Below are 18,234 nucleotides of genomic sequence, written 5' to 3'. Positions count from 1 at the left end.
CGGATGAGGGTCCACGTGGCCCGATGCAATGCGTTCCAATGGGGCGACGTTGACCCTCATCCGGCCTTCGGCCACCTTCTCCCGGAGGGAGAAGGGTTAGCGCTGGCCGCGTGATGATGGACAAGTGTTTCGCTGGTGCTGATCGAAAACTGAAACTGAGATGACACCGATGAAGAAACTCGTTACGGCGATTGCCGCTAGTCTGATTCTCTCCACCTGCCCGATCGCTTGCGCCGCTGATTTGGGTCTCGAGCCGCCGGTGATCAATACCCGGCCGGGGCCGGAATATAACGACGACGTGCGGATCGGCAATATGATCATCGGCATCGACCGGACGCCGAAGGGTCGCCTGTGGGCCTGCTGGGTCGGCAATGGCGACAACCCCAACGGCTTTTTCATGCTCGCCACCAGCGATGACGATGGCGCGACCTGGTCGCGGGCGCGCGTGGTGATCGATCCGACCGACCCACCCAATTCGCCCCAGCGCCGCGCGCTGGTCGGCAATGTCTGGACCGACCCGCTGGGGCGACTGTGGTGTTTCTTTGACCACAGCCTGGGCTATTACGACGGCCGGGCCGGCGACTGGTACATTCGCTGCGACAATCCCGACGCCGACGAGCCGACCTGGACGGCGCCGGTGCGATTTGCGGACGGTTGCACGCTGAACAAGCCTACGGTGCTCAAGAACGGCGACTGGCTGATTCCGGTCTCCCTCTGGCCGCGCGAGCGGATTGCCCCCGAGTCGCTCCGGCAAGGCTTTCACGAGTTGGACAGCCAGCGGATGGCGAACGTCTTTGCCTCGACCGACCAAGGGAAGACCTGGACGTTTCGCGGCGGCGTGCTGTTTCCCGACACGCAATTCGACGAGCACATGATCGTCGAACTCAAGGACGGCCAGTTGTGGATGCTGGCCCGGACCAAGTACGACATCGCCGAAAGTCGCTCGTCGGACGGCGGCCGCACGTGGAGCCCGGCCCAGAAGTCGGGCATCTCGAACCCGAGCGCGCGGTTCTTCATCCGCCGGCTGAAGTCGGGCCGGTTGTTGCTGGTAAAAAATGGTCCACTCGACGAGCGGATTCCGCGCCGATCGCACCTGACGGCCTTCCTGTCGGACGACGATGGCAAGACCTGGCGCGGCGGGCTGCTGCTCGACGAGCGCGCCCAGGTGAGCTATCCCGATGGCTTCGAAGCGCCGGATGGTTTGATTCACATCGCCTACGACTGGAACCGGCATACCGACGCCGAAATCTTGCTGGCCCGATTCCGCGAAGAAGACGTGCTGTCGGGCCAGTTCGCCTCGGCTGGCGCCAAGCCGCGCATGCTTATTAACCGGGCGACCGGCCCCAAGCACGTGCCACCGTCGATCACGCCGGACGCGGCCTGGACCAAGCAAGTCGCCGAGGACGCCAAGCAAGACCGGACCACGGTGGCGTACGACGGTGTGAAGCCAAACAGCATGGTCTGTGACACGACGCTGCGCGAGTTGCCCGACGGCACGTGGGCGCTCTACATGTTGGCCGGCGGCGACTTTGAACCGTCGCCCGAGAACTACACCGGCCTGACGCGCAGCAGCGATCAAGGGCGCACTTGGAGCACGCTCGAACCGGTCGACCTGGGCTTTCCGCGCTCGGGCACGACGCTGGGGCAAGGCCCGACGGAACTGATCGTCCGCAACGGGCGCTGCACGCTCTTCTTCTCGACCCATAGCCAGACCTGGGGCGTGAACTGGCGCTCGTGGATGATTCACAGCGACGATTCGTGCCGCACTTGGAGCAAGCCCGAGCCGCTGCCGGGACGACTGGCGAACTTCACCTTCATTCGCAATCACATCGTCACGCGCGATGGCAAGATCATGGTCCCGTTCCAGCACTATGAAGGCCCTCCCGAGGGGACGCCAGCGCCCGAGCCCGAGGAAAAACCCTGGCACAAGACGCTGCGTCATTACGTGAGCAACCCACGGAATGGCGTGCTCATCAGCAACGACAACGGCCAGACGTGGAGCGAGCACGGCAACGTGCGACTGGTCCCCGACGTGCGCTATCACGGCTGGGCCGAGAACAATATCGTCGAACTTGGCGGCAAGCGGGTGGCCATGATCATCCGCGGCGATCGCCTGGGAGGAATGCTGTACATCGCCAACTCGAGCGATGGCGGGCTGACCTGGCCCGAGTTTGCCAGCAAGACCGACATCCCGAACCCCGGCAGCAAGGCCACGCTCTATTCGCTGGGGAACAACCGCGTGGTGATGCTGCACAACCCCAACCCGAAGCATCGCAGCCCCATGGCGCTGTGGATCAGCTTCGACGGAATGAAGACCTGGCCCTATCAGCGCGTGCTGGTCCCCGAGTCGAGCGACGGCCCGAAGGGGCGGCTCAACTATCCCGATGGCTTTGTCAGCAAGGATCGCCAGTGGCTCCACTTTGCCTACGACGACAATCGCCACCGGGCGGTGGTCTATTCAGCTAAGCTACCGCCGCCGGAGTGAGGGTAAGACTCGCCACGGAGGCACTGAGGGACGGAGGGTTGCACGGAGATGGTTTTGTCCGTTGTCCGTGGTCCGTTGTAGGGAGATTGCTGAATGGCGAAGAATGAGGTGGGGCTGGCCCTTTGCGACGATGCTTAGTGCGAGCGGCACGAGTCAGATGTCTTAAACAACTGACCACGGACTACTGACAACGGACGACTCTCACTAGCAACTCGCAACCAGCAACTATCAACTCCCCGCCCCCATGAAATACTACCTCGTCTTCCCTTTCCTGAGCAGCATCGTGTACGTGCTGGGGGTGATGCTGTTGAAGCAGGTCACCGCCCACGGCATTGGCGTTTGGCGCTCGACCTTCATCTCGAACCTGACGACCGCGCTGGTGTTCGCCTTGCTCTGGCCGTTCGGCGGAGGACCGGTGCTGTATGATCTGTGGTGGCAGCCCACGCTGGTGGCGCTGCTGTTCATTGCCGGCCAGGTGCTGACGTTTCTGGCCCTGGAAGTGGGGGACGTCTCGGTGGCCACGCCGGCCCTGGGGTCCAAGACGATCTACGTCGCCTGGTTCAGCACGCTGGTCATCGGCGTCGCGCTGCCGTGGGAGCTTTGGCTGTCGGCGGTGCTAAGCTTCGCGGCCATCGCGCTGTTGAACCTGGGGGGGAGCGTGCGCGGGCGGCCGCTGCTGACCGTGGCCGTGTCGCTGGCGGCGGCGGCGTGTTACGCCCTGTTCGATGTGCTAATCCAGAAGTGGTCGCCGGCGTGGAGCGCCGGGCGGTTCCTGCCGATCATGTTCGCCATCTCGGCAGTCCTGTCGTTTGGCTTCTTCCCGCTGTTCCACGCGCCGCTGCGGGCGATTCCCCTCAAAGCCTGGCCGCAACTGGGCTCGGGCGTATTCTTCATCGCCTTGCAATCACTGGGGCTGATCACCACGACCGCCGTGTTTGGCGACGCCACCAGCGTGAACGTCATCTACAGCGCCCGCGGGTTGTGGAGCGTGGCGGCCGTCTGGCTGATCGGCCACTGGTTCGGCAACACCGAACGGCACCACGGAGCGGGTGTGTTGGCCATGCGCCTGGCCGGCGCAGCCGTCATGACCGCGGCCATCATCGTGACGCTGATTGATTGGGGGTGAGAAACAGGGCGAGGGGCATGATTCGTCACAAAGCTTGTTCGCGAGGGAGACATTGCCCCATTACAATGGCGAATGGCTGCCTACTCCCTCGATCGCGTCTATTGAGGAATTGCTGGTGAACAAGCGCTGGAAGCGATCGTCTCAGGTACTGGCGATTCTTTCGGTCGGCGCCGCCTTGCTCGGCACGGCCTTCTATTGCTTCGTCATTTTGCCTAACGAGAGATTTCGCGATCACGATTGGATGAGCAACGCTTCGGAAGATGAACTGCGGCAAAACTGTCATTGTGCGCTGCTGGTTCCTGTGGGAAACACACACGACGCCAGTATCGCATTAATACGCATCGGCAACGCCGACTCGGTCCCTTTGTTGATTCGCGCGCTGTGGTATATCGAGCCCCGCGGTACGGACAAAAGCATGTGGGAATGCACGCGCAGTCACTGTGTCGATGCACTTCGCAGCTTGACCGACGAGAAACATGTCACGTACGCGGAGTGGAGCCAATGGTGGGAGGCGGAGGGGCGTCATCGAGATCGCGAGACTTTTTTCCCTCACCAAGACTATACGCATGTTGCCCAGGACGTTTTTGGCCGAAGCGATAGCGATTGAAGCTATTGCGCTGGTAGACGACCGATGGCTGGACACAGTCCGGTAGAGTCCAACAACTGCCCCCCCCTCTTGTCGCTGCGCGACCCGGACAAACGAGTTGTCCGGGCTATCCTGATAAAACAACCTGATTGCCATCCGACGCGTCTTTTGCATTGGGTCCGGCCGGTTCTTAGAATAGCGTCGCACGCCGTTACTGGTTTCGTGTCGCGCGGCTGTTGTTTTCCCTCCTGCCTCGCTTTCGATCATTCCTTTCGATAAGGCATCCTGCTCATGAAGTTCGCTCGTCACACGTTGGCATTGTTGTTGCTCGTTACTTGCGGTTGGGTTTCGACCGGCGCGGCTGCCGAGCCGACCGCCTGGCCCATGCCCGAGTGGAGCGTCGCCAAGCCCGAGACTCAGCAGATGTCGTCGGCCGGGCTCGACCGCGTGGGCCAATGGCTCAAGGAGCACGGCAGCAAGACGGGCCTGGTCGTTCGTCATGGCCGGATCGTTGGCGAATGGTACTTCGACGACGCGACCCAGTCGACGCCGTACCTGGTCTATTCGACGAGCAAATCCTTCGCTAGCACGGCGGCCCATCTGGCCATTGCCGACGGCAAGCTTACGCTCGATAGCAAGGTGGGCGAGTTTGTGCCGGACGTGAAGCCGGAGGCCAAGCGGAACATCACGGTGCGCCAGATCATCAGCATGGACACCGGCGTGCACAACAACAAAGACCTGCACAACATGGACAAGCTGTTCAGCTACGCCATGTACGAAGCCCCGCTCGACTTCGAGCCGGCCGCCAAGTGGGACTACAACAACACCGGGCTCGCCCTGTTAGCGCCGGTGCTCAAGAAGGCGACGGGGCAGGAAGTCGATCAGATTCTCGAGCAGAAACTGTTCGGCAAGATCGGCATTGCCCGCGGCGATTGGACCTGGGAACAGCGCGAAGGTCGCTCGCTCCCCTACTCGGGCCTGCACATCACGGCCCGCAGCCTGGCGCGGTTTGGCTTGCTGTTCCTGAACGAGGGGCGCTGGCAGGACCAGCAGTTGGTCTCGACGGCCTGGGTCAAGGAAGCCACCGGCCCGTCGCAAGAACTGAACAAGAGCTACGGCTATCTCTGGTGGAACAACACCACGGGCAAGTGGAAGGGCGTGCCGGCCGACGCCTATGCGGCGCTGGGACGGTTCGACAACAGCATGCTGGTCGTGCCGAGCTTGGACCTGGTCGTCTTGCGGCAAGTCGGCGACGATACCGCCGGCAACCACAAGATGGACATCGGCGAACTATGGCGTCTGGCCTGCGAGGCCTGCACTGACGCTAAGTGAGGATTAGCCACGGAGGCACGGTGACACTGAGGACTGCACGGAGGAAGAGTGAGAGTGGGGAGACTAAGCACCAATGTCCAAATCCCAATGACCATTGAAAGGCGGGCCGCTAGCCAGCTCGCTCTTGGTCATTGGTCATTCAAAATCCCCTCCGTGCTTCACTCCGTGTCTCAGTGCCTCCGTGGCGAGTCTTACTTCTTCCGCTGGTCCTTCAAACAATCTGGATCCGCCGCGGTGGGTGTGCCGACCAGATCAGCCGGGTGCGTGTACAGATAACGCCACACTGGTTCGTGGGCCAGGTTCCCGGCTGCGTCCTTCACCGCCGCGCTGCCCGGCGTGACCGAACTGTGGGCGCGCTTGGCGTCGTTCTTCACGTCCCCGTCGCTGATCAGCCGCCGCGAGTTCTCGTACGGGGGCGAGGTCCGGTCGACGTTCACGATGGGCCCGAATTGGTTCAGCCCCAATAACTCCCACGATCGGCAGTAATGGTCGTCAACCCAGCCGGTGTCCAGTACGTGGCTGAAGCCGAAGAACCGGTTCTTGGGCGTGGCCGAGGGCAACGCCTGCCAGGTTTCAAGCTGATCGCGCGGGCCACACAACATCACCACGCGATCGACCTGCTTGTACAAGGCAAACCGCGCCGCCGTGGTCGAGCCGTGCGAGCTGCCCGAGATGATCACACGGTCCCAGCGCACGCCGTTGCCGTCGTCGGTCAGAAAGTAATCCCATCGCGCTTGCGGGTGCGTCTTGGCCAGATGGCGTAGGAACTGCCGCGCCCGCTCCATCATCCCGTCGGGCTGCGGAATGTCGACCGCGGTGCTGAAGTCCTGGCCGGTGGCCGCTTCGAGGCGAATCTTCCCCAGGTACTTGTCGTCGTCCGGGGGGGCCTGCTTCGAGAGCTTGCCGAACCAGCCGTTCGCGTAGTGGACCTGGATCGAGTGCAGCCCATAGCTGCTGGTCCGCTCGAACAGCGGCTTGCTATACCCCATCAGCCAGATCACCAGCTTGCCTTCGGAGGGCACCCGAGTGTCGACCACCGCGACCTCGGTATCGGCCGACTTGCCGCCGCGCGTGAAGACAAAGTCGATCTCCGGATGTTCCTTGGCCCGCGGGTCGAGTTCGCTAGCCCGGGCCTTCAACTCGTAGGCTTGCGGCTGTGGGTCTTTGAGCACCAGCGCCGGCTCGACGGCGTTCAGCGTCAAGGGAAAGATCAAAACGAATGCGACGGCGACGAGGGTGCGTGGGCAGGTCACGATGAATCTCGCTGGAGGTGAGACGAACAGGCAAAATACGCCACAGAGACACTGAGGCACAGAGGGCTACACGGAGTAAGTATCAAGGTATTGGAACCAAGCACCAATGTCCAAATCCCAATGACCAATAAAATGTGGCACGTTGCCGGCGCACTTTTGGTCATAGGTACTTGGGCGTTGGCCATTCATCGTTCCCTTCCGTGCAAACCTCCGTATCTCTGTGCCTCCGTGGCTAGTCTTATCCGCCGTTGGCATCGGCCGTCCCATCAGGCTAGACTAATCGACGACACGCCCGGTTGTCCCTTCCCCTGCTTTCCGCCGCCCCGCCCTAGGAGCCCGCTATGCCTCGCACGTCCACGAGCCATCGTCGTCTGTTCTTGAAGCAAGCTGCCGCCACGTTCGCCTTGCCCATGTTGGCCACTGGCGCGCTGGCGGCCCCGACCAATCGGCGCGTGCGGCACGCCAGCTTTGGCGCCGGGGGCATGGCCAAGGCCGACTTGACCGCCATCGCCTCGCATCCGCAGGTCGATCTGGTGGCTGTGGCCGATGTCGATTCCCAGCGCCTGGCGGCATTGCAAAAAGAACGACCCACGATTCGCGTCTATCAAGATTGGCGCGTGCTGCTCGACAAGGAAGCCGGCAATTTGGACTCGGTGAACGTCTCGACCCCCGATCACATGCACGCGCCGATCGCCGCCAGCGCCCTGGAGCGCGGCTTGCACGTCTATGGCCAAAAGCCGTTGACGCACAACGTCAGCGAGTCGCGCCGGCTGACCGAGTTGGCCCGTCAGCACAAGCGAATTACCCAGATGGGCATTCAGGTCCATTCGAGCGTCGAGTATCGCTCGGCGGTCGAGCTGATTCAGTCGGGCGCGATCGGTCTGGTCAAGGAAGTTCACACCTGGTCGAACAAGAACTGGGGAGACGACACGGCGCGCCCCGACCGATCGGACCCGGTGCCCGAGTCGCTCGATTGGGACGGCTGGCTGGGGGTGGCCGAGGCGCGGTCGTTCATCGGCAGCGGGTATTATCACCCTGGCAACTGGCGCAAGCGGCTCGACTTCGGCACTGGCACGTTCGGCGACATGGGCTGCCACATCTACGACCCGGTCTTCAAGGCGCTGGCCCTGACCGCGCCGGTTTCGGTTCGATCCGAAGGGCCGACGCCCAACACGTTCAACTGGGCCAACAACGCCGTGGTCCATTACACCTTCCCGCGGACCAGGTTCACGGCCAACGACACGGTCACGGTCACCTGGTACGACGGCGATCAGCGCCCGCCGCAAGAGATTCAATCGCTCGCCGGAAGCAAGCTGCCGGGGCAAGGCTCGATCTTCATCGGCGCCAAGGGGGTGATGGTGCTGCCGCACGTGGGGAAGCCGATCTTGCTGCCCGAGAGCGATTTCCGCGATTACGCGCTGCTGAAGCTTGAACCGATCAACCACTGGCACCAGTTCGTCGATGCCGTGCGCGGCGAGCCAGTGACCACGACGGCAGGTTTCGACTATTCCGGGCCGCTGACCGAAGCGATCTTGCTCGGCGGCGTGGCGTCGCGCTTCCCCAAGGAGACGCTGCAATGGAATGCCGCGGCCTTGCAGTTCACCAATCGGCCCGAGGCCAATCGTTTTCTGTCGCGCAAATATCGGCCCGGGTTCGATCTGACCGTTAAGTCGTAGGACGCGATGGTGGTGCAGTAGTTGAAAAGATTAAAGGGTAGCACCGACAACTTGTTGTCGGTGTCGCGCAGCGACAAGAGGGGAATGGAAAACGCTCCCGATCCCTCTTGCGGCTGCGCCGCCCGGACATGCAAGTTGTCCAGGCCACCCGGTTAGTGCCAAGAAATAACGTCCCCATCCCGCCAAGGAATCGTCATGTCCCTCGCACGTCGTCGGTTTTTGCAATCGGCCGGGGCCGCGGCCTCGGGTTTGGCGCTCGGCTCGTCGTGGCTATTGGCGGCCGAGACGCCGGCGCCGTCGTTTACGTTTGCTCACTTGACCGATATTCACGTCCAGCCCGAGCGCGGGGCGGTCGAGGGGTTCAAGCAGTGCATCGCCGCGGTCAACCGGTTGCCGGTGCGCCCTGATTTTGTGATCACCGGTGGCGACCTGATTATGGACGCCCTGGCCGTTGACCGCGACCGGCTTGACTTGCAGCTAAAACTGTTCGACGAGTGTTGCCGCGACTTTGAATTGCCGGTGCATCACACGATTGGCAATCACGACGTGGTCGGCTGGGCCGACAAGGCCAAGATCGGCAAGAGCGATCCGACCTACGGCAAGCGGTTGTTCGCCGAGCGCTATGGTCAGGGGCGAACCTATCGCAGCTTTGACCATCGGGGCTGGCACTTCATCTTGCTCGATTCGATTGGCCAGCAACCTGGCAGCGATGAATACATGGGCCTGGTCGACGACGCCCAGATCGAATGGCTGAAGGGTGACTTGCAAAAGGTCGGCGTCGCGCGGCCGATCGTGATCGTCACGCACATTCCGTTCTATTCGACCTGGCATCAGGTGGTGGCCAGCCCGACCGCGCCGCAGAATCCCAAGTCGCTGATCGACAACAGCCACGTGTTCCGCAAGCTGTTGAAGCCGTACAACGTCAAGCTGGTCCTCAGTGGCCACGGCCACGTCCGCGAGCGGATCGAAATTAGCCGCCAGACGCACATCCAGTCCGGCGCGGTCAGCGGCGCGTGGTGGCGGGGGCGCATTGAAGGAGACGCCGAAGCCTACGGCGTCGTCACCTGCCACGCCGACCGCTTCGACTACCGGTACGAAACCTACGGCTGGGAATCGCGGCCAGCGTGAGCCGTCACCGTGCGGCGGCGGCAATCATGAACTCGGGTAGCCCGGACAACTTGTTGTCCGGGTCGCGGTAGCGACAAGAGGGTTCGAGCGCCGCGCCGACTTGGCAATTCGATCTTTTCCCGATCCCTCTTGCTGCTGCGCAACCCCGACAAACGAGTTGTCGCGGCTACCCCGTAGCGAAGCGTTTGCGTTCACTCATCCCGTCCCGCCTGAAAAGTCGGCTCAATTCTCCTTGCTTGCTACTTGCCGCTCCAGAGGGCATCATAAGGGGCGAGCGGGCAAGGCTTTCGGCTTGCCCGGCGGCTCGCTGGCTTTGGATCGAAGCGACGCGGCATGCTGCGAACCTGGCATCAGATCGTTTGGGCCAATGGACGACCGTGTGGCGCGCGTTTTCCACGTATCGCGCGAGGCGCGGTCGTGCTGTCGACAATCGTCGTCACATTCGTCTTCTCGTACCACGCGCCGACTGCCAACGCTGACGATATCGTTGTCGGCATGTCGGCCGCCTTCACCGGCGCATCGCGCGGGCTAAGCATCGAACTCTACCGCGGCTCGGTCGCTTACTTTGACAGCGTGAACGAAGCCGGCGGCATTCAAGGGCGCAAGCTCCGCATCCTGCCCTATGACGATGGCTACAACCCCACGCCCGCCATCGAGAACACCATCAAGCTGATCGAGCAAGACAACGTCTTCCTGCTGTTCGACTACATGGGCTCGCCGACGACGACGCGGGTGCTGCCGCTGTTGAAGATGTTCCACGACAATCACCACGAAGTCTGCTTGTTCTTTCCTTTCACCGGCGCGCAGCCCTCCCGACAGCAACCGTACAACCGCTTTGTGTTCAATCTGCGGGCGTCATACCATCAGGAGACCGCGGCGCTGGTTGACCACTTTGTCGAAATCGGACGTCGCCGAATCGCGGTCTTTTACCAGGTCGACGCCTACGGCCGGGCCGGCTGGGACGGCGTGCGACAAACGCTGGCCAACTACGATGAACAGGGGAGCCGCATCGGACACCGCGTCGACAGCGGGCGCGAGCCGTTGCGCATGGTGGCCGAGGCCAGCTATCGCCGCGGCACCAACTATCGCGAGGGGATGCGGGCGCAGGTCGAGTTGCTGCGCGCTGGCAAGCCCGACGCCATCATCTCGGTGGGCACCTACGAAGCCTGCGCCGCCCTGATCCGCGAGGTGCGCAACACCGGCTGGGACGTGCCCATCGCCAACGTCTCGGGGGTCGATAGCGAGAACCTGCTGAAATTGCTGCTCGAAGCGGGTGGATCCTCGGGGCGCGACTACACCACGAATCTGATCAATTCACAGGTCGTCCCCAGCTACCATGACATGTCGCTGCCGGCCGTGATTGAATATCGCGCGCTGATGGACCGGCTGAAGCCGACGCCACCGAAGCATCTGCTCGACCAGCCCTATGACGCGCCCCCGTACAGCTACATCAGCTTCGAGGGGTATCTGAACGCCAAGCTGCTGACGCGCATCCTCGAAAAGATGGGGACCGAACTGAAGCAATCGCGAGTGCGCGACGTGACCGAGGCGCTGGGCGAAGTTGATCTGGGGATCGACGTGCCGGCCTCGTTGAGCCCCCACCGGCATCAAGGGCTCGACAAGGTTTACTGCACGACGGTCTTGAACGGGCGGTTTGTGCCCCTTAGCGACGAAGATTGGCAAAGGTGGAAGCCATGAGATCGTCGCGACTGTTCAGCAAGGCACTGGTGTTGCTGGTGCTGCTGTTCGGCATCACCACCTTGGCCATCGCGGTCTACTCGGCGCGGATGCTGGATGCCCACCTGACTCGCGAATATGAAAGCAAAGGGCGGGCCATCGCCAACAGCGTGGCCAACGCAGCGGTCGAGTTGATGTTGTACCGCGACGCCGCCACGATCCAGACGATGATCGACCAGTACTTGGAAGAAGGGAAAATTCAGGGCGTATCGTACATCCTGGTGCTCAATGCGCGGAACGAAATCGTCTCGCATACGTTCGCCCCCGGCGTGCCGCCGCAGTTGCGGAGCCTGGAAACCCACAAGCACCAGACCACGGTCCAGCGGGTCGACATTCCCAGCCTGGGAAGCTTTATCGACATCTCGGCGCCGATCTTGGCCAGCGAGTTGGGGACTGTCCACGTCGGCATGGACTACAGCCTAATCCGCCGTTCGATCGGCGGCGCGACCGTGCGGCTGGCCGTGTTGATGTCGGTGATCTTCGTCTTGAGCGTGATGGCGGCGTATCTGTTGATGCGCAAGATCGCCCAGCCGCTGAATCAACTGACGCGCAGCGCCAACCGCTTGGCCACGGCCGATTCGCTGGGCCGCGCCGTAGCCGAGGCCAGCGACGAGCTAACCTCGATCGCGTCGTCCACCGACGAGGTCGGGCAACTGGCGCAGTCGTTCCAGCACATGGCCCGCGAGCTGTCCAAACGCGAACAGCGATTGTTGCAGGCCGAGCGCTCTTTGCGACAAAGCGAAGCTCACTTCCGCTCGCTGATCGAAAACGTCAGCGACGTAATCTTCAAGCTCGATCGTCAAGGGGTGGTGGTCTATGCCAGCCCGTCGGCCCGGCGCGTGTTCGGACTGGCCCCCGAGGAGTTGGTCGGCCAGTCGCTGGCGTCGTATGTACACGGCGATGACCAGGAGCGCTGGCGGCAGTGTCTGGCAGCGGCCCAAGATCGCCCCGGCGGCAGCGTGAATGCCGAGCTGCGCGTCAGGCGTCTGGACAACACGTGGCGGTTTGTTGACGCGTCGATCTGCGACCTGTGCCAGAACGTCGAGGTCCAGGGCATCGTCATCAATCTGGGTGACATCACCGAGCGGATGCTGGCCGAGGCGCTGCGCAAAGACATAGAAGCCGCCGAAGCGGCCAGCCGGGCCAAGAGCGAGTTCCTGGCCAATATGAGCCACGAGATTCGCACGCCGATGAACGCGATTATCGGCATGACCGAACTGGTCTTGGGCAGCGAGCTGACCGGCAGCCAGCGCGAGTACCTGACCATGGTGCTCGAGTCGGGCGAATCGCTGCTGTTGATCATCAACCAGATTCTCGACTTCTCGAAGATCGAGGCCGGCAAGATCGACCTCGACTCACGTCCGTTCCGTCTGCGCGAGCACTTGGGCGACGCGCTCAAGTCGGTGGCCGTGCGAGCCCACGGCAAGAACCTGGAGCTCACTTATCATGTCGCCGCCGATGTCCCCGACTTTGTCGAGGGCGATCCAATCCGCCTACGCCAGATCGTTGTGAACTTGCTGGGCAACGCCATCAAGTTCACTGAACAAGGCGAGGTGGTGCTGGACGTCAGTTGCGAGTCGCATTACGACAACGCCTCGCGGCTTCACTTTGCCGTCTCGGACACCGGCATCGGCATTCCCCCCGAGAAGCACGCCGCGATCTTCGAGGCCTTTGAACAGGCTGACAACTCGACCACGCGCCGCTACGGCGGCACCGGGCTGGGGCTGGCCATCTCGATGCGGTTGGTGTCGCTGATGGGGGGCAAGCTGTGGGTCGAAAGCACGCCCGGGCAAGGGAGCACCTTCCATTTCACGATCCCCCTCACGCTGGCCGAAGGCGAGCCCCCCGACACGCGCGAGCATATGGTCAAAGTTCGCGGGCTACGCGTGCTGGTCGTGGACGACAACGCCACCAACCGACGCATCCTGCGCGAGATGCTTGTGAATTGGCAAATGGACGTAACGGCCGTGTCCGGGGTGGTCGAAGCGCTCGAGGCGCTGCGCGACGCCGACCAGTCGGGCGAGCCCTTCGCGCTGATCTTATCGGATATGCACATGCCCGACTTCGACGGCTTTGCCCTGGCCGAGCAGGTGGGCAAGCGGCCGGCCGAGCACCAGCCGATTATCCTCATGCTGACCAGCGGCGACCGCGCCGGCGACCGCGAACGGAGCCAAGAGCTGGGCATCGCTTCCTACCTGCTCAAGCCGGTCAAGCCTTCCGAGTTGTTCGACGCGATGGCCCTGGCGATCGATCGCGTCCGAGCTCCCGAGCACGTGTCGGTGCCGACGAAACCCGCGGTCGAGTTGTGCGAGACGCCGCTGTCGATCCTATTGGCCGAAGACAGCGTCGTGAACCAGAAGCTAGCGCTCGGCCTATTGACCACGCGAGGCCACCGACTGACCATTGCCAACAATGGTCAAGAAGCGGTCGATCTGGCGGCGCGGCACACATTTGACTTGATTCTGATGGATGTACAGATGCCGACGATGGACGGCTTGCAAGCCACGTCGATCATTCGCCAGGCCGAGCTGAACACCGACCGACACATTCCGATCATCGCCATGACGGCCCACGCCATGATGGAAGACCGCGACCGGTGCCTGGCCGCCGGCATGGACGGCTATATCTCAAAGCCAGTGCGGGCCAACGAGTTGTTCGCCGCGATCGAAAAGCTGCACTGCGGCGGGCCAGCGCCGGCGGTCGAAAGCAGCGCCTCGTCGAACAGTGGAACGTACGACCACGACCACGCCTTGTCGGTCGCCGGCGGAGATATCGAATTGCTACAAGCGGTTGCCGACGCCTTTCGCGAGGAAGGGCCGCGGCTATTGCAAGAGATTCGCAACGCCATCATGCGCGACGACCGCGCCGCCTTTCGCCGCGTGGCGCACACGCTGCGGGGCAATTGCCGGACGTTCGGCTGTGTGGCCGGGGTCGAAACGGCTACTCGGCTAGAAGACATCGCCAGGCAAGAGGAAGATACGCTGCAAAAAGGGGCGGAACTAGTGACATGCCTCGAGCGGCAAGTCTTTCAGCTTTGTGAACGCCTGGGGAGTCTAGGAAACGGCAATGGAACGTGAAACCACCTGGCGGAAATACGCAATGAACCGGACACGATTGCTTTGCTGTCTGATTGCCGCGGGATGTTTCGCGGCCGATTCGGCGTCGACCCAGCATCGGCTCATCACGCAAGGCAATGGCAAGCTGGCCATCGTCACGGGGGGCGGAGCGATCGAATGGGAAATACCCTGGGGCGGCATTCATGACCTGCACGTCCTCCCCTCGGGCAACGTGATGGTGCAACAAGGGGCGTCCAAAGTCGTCGAGATCGACATCGCCAAGAAGGCCGTCGTGTGGACCTACGACAGTGCCACAAGCAACGGCAACCAGGGACGCCGCGTCGAAGTTCACGCGTTTCAGCCCCTGGACGCCGACCGGGTGATGATCGCCGAGAGCGGCGCGGCGCGGATCATCGAGGTCGACCGCGCGGGCAAGCTGCTGCACGAAGTGAAGCTGAAAGTCGACCACCCCAACCCGCACACCGATACACGCCTGGCCCGCAAGCTGGCCTCGGGCAACTATTTGGTCTGTCACGAAGGGGACGGCGTCGTGCGCGAATACTCCCCCGCGGGAGAAATCGCCTGGGAGTATCCAGTGCCGTTGTTCGATCAACAGCCCCGCGGCGGCCACGGACCCGAGGCGTTTGGCAACAAGGCGTTCGCGGCCGTGCGAATGCCGAGCGGCAACACGCTGATTGCCACGGGCAACGGCCACAGCGTGCTGGAAGTCACCCCACGGAAAGAGATTGTCTGGTCAATCAAGCAGAAAGACCTGCCGGGCATTACGCTGGCATGGGTAACGACGCTCGAAGTCTTGCCCAGCGGGAACTATGTGATCGGCAATTGCCACGCCGGGCCGGGGCAGCCGTTGTTGATCGAAATCGATCCCAAGACCAAAAAGGTTGTCTGGCAGTTCAACGAGTTCGATCGCTTCGGCAATTCGGTTTCGAACTCGCAACTGCTCGATACCAGCAGCGCGACGCTGCGGTGATTACTTTTCGCCACTGGCAACATTTCGGTACGTCGCTTCAAAGTCAGCCAGTCGCCGGTAGTCCTCGTACAGCCCGTCGTACGTGCGCCGCTGCGAACGATCGGGCTTATAGACCGCCGCCGTCCCCGGCTTTGCCGTCGCCATCGCGCGAATGGCCGCCTCGGGCGAGCAAAACGCGCCGGCCGCCAGCGCCCCCAAAATGGCCGCGCCGAGCGCCGGCCCTTGCTTGCTCGGGTGAACGACCACCGGCTCGCCCAACACGTTGGCATAGACTTGCACGACCAACGGGTTGTGATGCGGCAGGCCACCGGTGGCGATGAACTTCTTCACCGGCACGCCTCCGTCGCGCAGCAGCTCGACAATCCAGCGCACGCCAAACGCCGACGCTTCCACCAGCGCCCGATAAAGATGGGCCGGCCCGTGATGCAACGCCAAGCCGCGGAACGCGCCGCGCAGCGAGCCGTTCATCAACGGCGTGCGGCAGCCATTGAGCCAGTCCAGGCATTGCACCCCTTCGGCCCCGGCCGGCAGTGCCGCGGCTGCTTGACTCATGGCATCGAAATCGCGCTGACCCGTCAACCGTCGCAGCCAGTCAAAGGCGTCACCCACGGCCGCTTGACCTGTTTCGTATCCCACCAGCCCGGGCAAGATGCCATCGCGCACGATGCCCGCCACGCCGGGCACGAAGCGCTCGACTTCGCTGTTGAGCATGTGACACGAGCTGGTCCCCAGCACCATCACCAGCGTGCCCGGCTCGGCCGCGCCGGCGCCCGGCACGCCAGCGTGGGCGTCGATGATCGCAGCGCTGACGGGCGTTCCCTCGCGAAGGCCCAGCGTCTTGGCCGCCGCGCGCGTCAAGCCACCTGCCGTGGTCCCCGGCGCCAGCAATCGGCCGGGCTTTTTATCGGCCACGACGCGGGCGAACTTAGGATTCACCGCCCGCAGGAACGCCTCGCTGGGATAGCCGTCGGTCGCGCTCCACATTCCTTTGTAGCCGGCCTGGCACGTCGAGCGCGGCAACTCGGCCGCCGGCCCGCCGACCAATTGCCAGACAAGCCAGTCCCCGGCTTCGAGCCAGACGTCGGTGGCCGCATAGGCTCGCGGCGCATGCTCCAACGTCTCGAGCATTTTCGGAAAGAACCACTCCAAACCGATCACGCCGCCGTAGCGCGCCAGGAACGCTTCATCGCGCCGCCGGGCGACTTCATTGATGCGGTCAGTCTGGGCTTCGGCCCCGTGATGCTTCCATAGCTTGGGCCAGGCCAGCGGCTCGTCGACGAACTCTTCCAGCAAGCAGAGCGGCGTGCCGTCGCCTTTGGCCGGCAACATCGTGCAACTGGTGAAATCGACTCCCAGGCCGATCACTGCCTCAGGCCTAGCCTGGGCCGACTTGATCGCCCCGCGCACGGCGCGAGCGGCCGAGCGGAGCCAGTCGCTGGGATGTTGCAACGCATAATGTGGCGGCAGCCGGCGCGTGCCGCCGGGCAAGGTCTCGATCAATTGGCCATGCTGGTACGACGCGCTGACGCTGGCCCGCTCGCGGCCGTGCAGATCGACCAGCAAGGCGCGCACCGCCTCGGTGCCAAAGTCGAGCCCCAGGGCGAGGGAATCAGACATTCCGCGACTCTTCAACATGGGGTGAATGAAGCGGTGATGCGTGAACACCCCTCCCTTGCAGGGAGGGGCTGGGGGAGGGTAGAGACGTTCATGGTCGGTAACGCGTCTACCCTCACCCGCTGCGCTACGCTCCGCGACCTCTCCCTGGGAGGGAGAGGTGTTGATCGCCAAATGCAGCTTACTCCGGCCAAGCGCCGTCGCGCATCTCGCGCAATGTCAGCTTCGCCGGGTCGACCACCACGTGCTTCACTCGTTGCCGCTTCCAGGTATAGGTAAGATGCACGCGCCCGTCGCGGGTTTGAATCACCGCCGGGTAACTATACTCGCCCGGCGTGTTTTCCAGGACCAATGCCGCTTGCCAGTGCTTGGTATCGCTCGACACGGCCACGTTCAGCGGCGAGCGCCCCTTGGCCGTGTGATTGTAAACCAACAAGTGCCGGCCATCGACCAGCGTCAGCGCATCGGTCCCCGAGTTCGGATTCGGCAGCGCCGTCAACGTCATTTCGCCCCAGGTCCGCCCGGCGTCGTTGGACTCGATGCGGAAGACCTTGCCTTGTTTTGTGCGTCCCAGGGCCGCCAATTGTTCCCCACCAAGCAACAAGATGCTGGGCTGAATCGCCCCGATCTGGCGACCATCGTTCACTGCCGCGGTGGCCGACCAGGTTTTGCCTCCGTCGGTGCTGCGCTCAAAGTGTACGCGCCAGCCGTCATGCTCGGTGCTGGTCGGGGACAGGAGATCGCCGCTGGCCAATTGCACCGGCTTGTTCTTGATCGGTCCATAGATTCCCTGAGGTAGTCGCTCGGCCGCGCTCCACGTCGCGCCGTCGGCGCTGGTGCGCACCTCGCCCCACCAAGGACTCGGGCCGGCGCCAACCTTGTAGAACAAGAACAGCGGGCCAGTCTTGGGCTGAAACAAGACCGGATTCCAGCACGGATAGCGCGAGCCGTCCGATTGAATACCGTTGGCAACTTCGACCGGCGCGGTCCATTTGCCGTCGATGAGGCGCGAAAACCAAATGCCGACGTCGGGCTTCCCTTCGGCGGTGCCGCCGAACCAAGCCGTCACCAACTGGCCGTTGCGCGTTTCAACAATGGTCGACGCGTGGCAACTGGGAAACGGCGCGGTCTCGTAAATGAACTCCGAGGTCACGACCGCCGGGTTCTCGGCGCCTACCGCGGCGGCCTGGCCCAAGACTACGGTCCCGACGATCAGCCACACGAGCGTCTGCATGCGTTGCTCCTCGCTG

General features: G+C 63.0%; 12 protein-coding genes. 9 read left to right on the top strand and 3 right to left on the bottom strand.

Annotated elements, in window-relative coordinates:
- Positions 1 to 160: 160 nt before the first annotated feature.
- The 4 genes from JSS27_14135 to JSS27_14120 all read left to right on the top strand — a co-directional run bounded on the left by JSS27_14135 (position 161) and on the right by JSS27_14120 (position 5,529).
- Positions 161 to 2,485 carry an exo-alpha-sialidase gene (locus JSS27_14135; GenBank protein MBS0210083.1) on the top strand — a complete coding sequence of 775 codons (2,325 nt, stop codon included), beginning with the start codon at positions 161 to 163 and terminating at the stop codon, positions 2,483 to 2,485.
- A 244-nt stretch (positions 2,486 to 2,729) separates the two neighbouring features.
- Entirely contained in the window at positions 2,730 to 3,611 is an 882-nt protein-coding gene (locus tag JSS27_14130; GenBank protein MBS0210082.1) for a DMT family transporter, read from the top strand.
- Between the two features lie 115 nt (positions 3,612 to 3,726).
- Positions 3,727 to 4,218 (top strand): hypothetical protein, encoded by a 492-nt coding sequence (locus JSS27_14125; GenBank protein MBS0210081.1) that lies wholly within the window; start codon positions 3,727 to 3,729, stop codon positions 4,216 to 4,218.
- A 270-nt stretch (positions 4,219 to 4,488) separates the two neighbouring features.
- A complete protein-coding gene (locus JSS27_14120) occupies positions 4,489 to 5,529 on the top strand; it encodes a serine hydrolase (protein ID MBS0210080.1) in 1,041 nt (346 codons plus the stop codon).
- Between the two features lie 191 nt (positions 5,530 to 5,720).
- Here JSS27_14120 and JSS27_14115 read toward each other — a convergent pair whose 3' ends face one another.
- Positions 5,721 to 6,743 (bottom strand): hypothetical protein, encoded by a 1,023-nt coding sequence (locus JSS27_14115; GenBank protein ID MBS0210079.1) that lies wholly within the window; start codon positions 6,741 to 6,743, stop codon positions 5,721 to 5,723.
- A 380-nt stretch (positions 6,744 to 7,123) separates the two neighbouring features.
- Between JSS27_14115 and JSS27_14110 the strand changes: the two genes are divergently transcribed.
- The 5 genes from JSS27_14110 to JSS27_14090 all read left to right on the top strand — a co-directional run bounded on the left by JSS27_14110 (position 7,124) and on the right by JSS27_14090 (position 15,370).
- Entirely contained in the window at positions 7,124 to 8,458 is a 1,335-nt protein-coding gene (locus JSS27_14110; GenBank protein ID MBS0210078.1) for a Gfo/Idh/MocA family oxidoreductase, read from the top strand.
- 195 nt (positions 8,459 to 8,653) lie between these two features.
- A complete protein-coding gene (locus JSS27_14105) occupies positions 8,654 to 9,586 on the top strand; it encodes a metallophosphoesterase (GenBank protein MBS0210077.1) in 933 nt (310 codons plus the stop codon).
- 333 nt (positions 9,587 to 9,919) lie between these two features.
- Positions 9,920 to 11,284, top strand: coding sequence for an ABC transporter substrate-binding protein (locus JSS27_14100; GenBank protein ID MBS0210076.1), 1,365 nt, complete (start codon positions 9,920 to 9,922; stop codon positions 11,282 to 11,284).
- Positions 11,281 to 14,400, top strand: a complete 3,120-nt coding sequence (locus JSS27_14095) for a response regulator (protein ID MBS0210075.1) — start codon at positions 11,281 to 11,283, stop codon at positions 14,398 to 14,400. Before JSS27_14100 ends, JSS27_14095 begins: the two co-directional genes overlap by 4 nt.
- Positions 14,390 to 15,370: a PQQ-binding-like beta-propeller repeat protein gene (locus JSS27_14090; GenBank protein ID MBS0210074.1), complete on the top strand. Its 981-nt coding sequence runs from the start codon at positions 14,390 to 14,392 to the stop codon at positions 15,368 to 15,370. Before JSS27_14095 ends, JSS27_14090 begins: the two co-directional genes overlap by 11 nt.
- On the opposite strand, the gene JSS27_14085 is transcribed toward JSS27_14090, so the two are convergent.
- Positions 15,371 to 16,987 carry a ribulokinase gene (locus JSS27_14085; GenBank protein MBS0210073.1) on the bottom strand — a complete coding sequence of 539 codons (1,617 nt, stop codon included), beginning with the start codon at positions 16,985 to 16,987 and terminating at the stop codon, positions 15,371 to 15,373.
- A 178-nt stretch (positions 16,988 to 17,165) separates the two neighbouring features.
- Positions 17,166 to 18,218 carry an exo-alpha-sialidase gene (locus tag JSS27_14080; protein ID MBS0210072.1) on the bottom strand — a complete coding sequence of 351 codons (1,053 nt, stop codon included), beginning with the start codon at positions 18,216 to 18,218 and terminating at the stop codon, positions 17,166 to 17,168.
- Positions 18,219 to 18,234 lie beyond the last annotated feature (16 nt).

The sequence above is a fragment of the Planctomycetota bacterium genome (assembly GCA_018242585.1).
Classification (GTDB): Bacteria; Planctomycetota; Planctomycetia; order Pirellulales; family PNKZ01; genus JAFEBQ01.
The sequence above is the reverse complement of the archived record's forward strand: the minus strand, read 5'-3'. Positions and strand labels throughout refer to the sequence as shown.

Excerpts from the sequence above, each read along its gene's own strand:
- JSS27_14135 (MBS0210083.1), top strand. The coding sequence starts at position 161 with ATGACACCGATGAAGAAACTCGTTACGGCGATTGCCGCTAGTCTGATT.
- JSS27_14130 (MBS0210082.1), top strand. The coding sequence starts at position 2,730 with ATGAAATACTACCTCGTCTTCCCTTTCCTGAGCAGCATCGTGTACGTG.
- JSS27_14120 (MBS0210080.1), top strand. The coding sequence starts at position 4,489 with ATGAAGTTCGCTCGTCACACGTTGGCATTGTTGTTGCTCGTTACTTGC.
- JSS27_14110 (MBS0210078.1), top strand. The coding sequence starts at position 7,124 with ATGCCTCGCACGTCCACGAGCCATCGTCGTCTGTTCTTGAAGCAAGCT.
- JSS27_14105 (MBS0210077.1), top strand. The coding sequence starts at position 8,654 with ATGTCCCTCGCACGTCGTCGGTTTTTGCAATCGGCCGGGGCCGCGGCC.
- JSS27_14100 (MBS0210076.1), top strand. The coding sequence starts at position 9,920 with ATGCTGCGAACCTGGCATCAGATCGTTTGGGCCAATGGACGACCGTGT.
- JSS27_14095 (MBS0210075.1), top strand. The coding sequence starts at position 11,281 with ATGAGATCGTCGCGACTGTTCAGCAAGGCACTGGTGTTGCTGGTGCTG.
- JSS27_14090 (MBS0210074.1), top strand. The coding sequence starts at position 14,390 with ATGGAACGTGAAACCACCTGGCGGAAATACGCAATGAACCGGACACGA.
- JSS27_14085 (MBS0210073.1), bottom strand. The coding sequence starts at position 16,987 with ATGTCTGATTCCCTCGCCCTGGGGCTCGACTTTGGCACCGAGGCGGTG.
- JSS27_14080 (MBS0210072.1), bottom strand. The coding sequence starts at position 18,218 with ATGCAGACGCTCGTGTGGCTGATCGTCGGGACCGTAGTCTTGGGCCAG.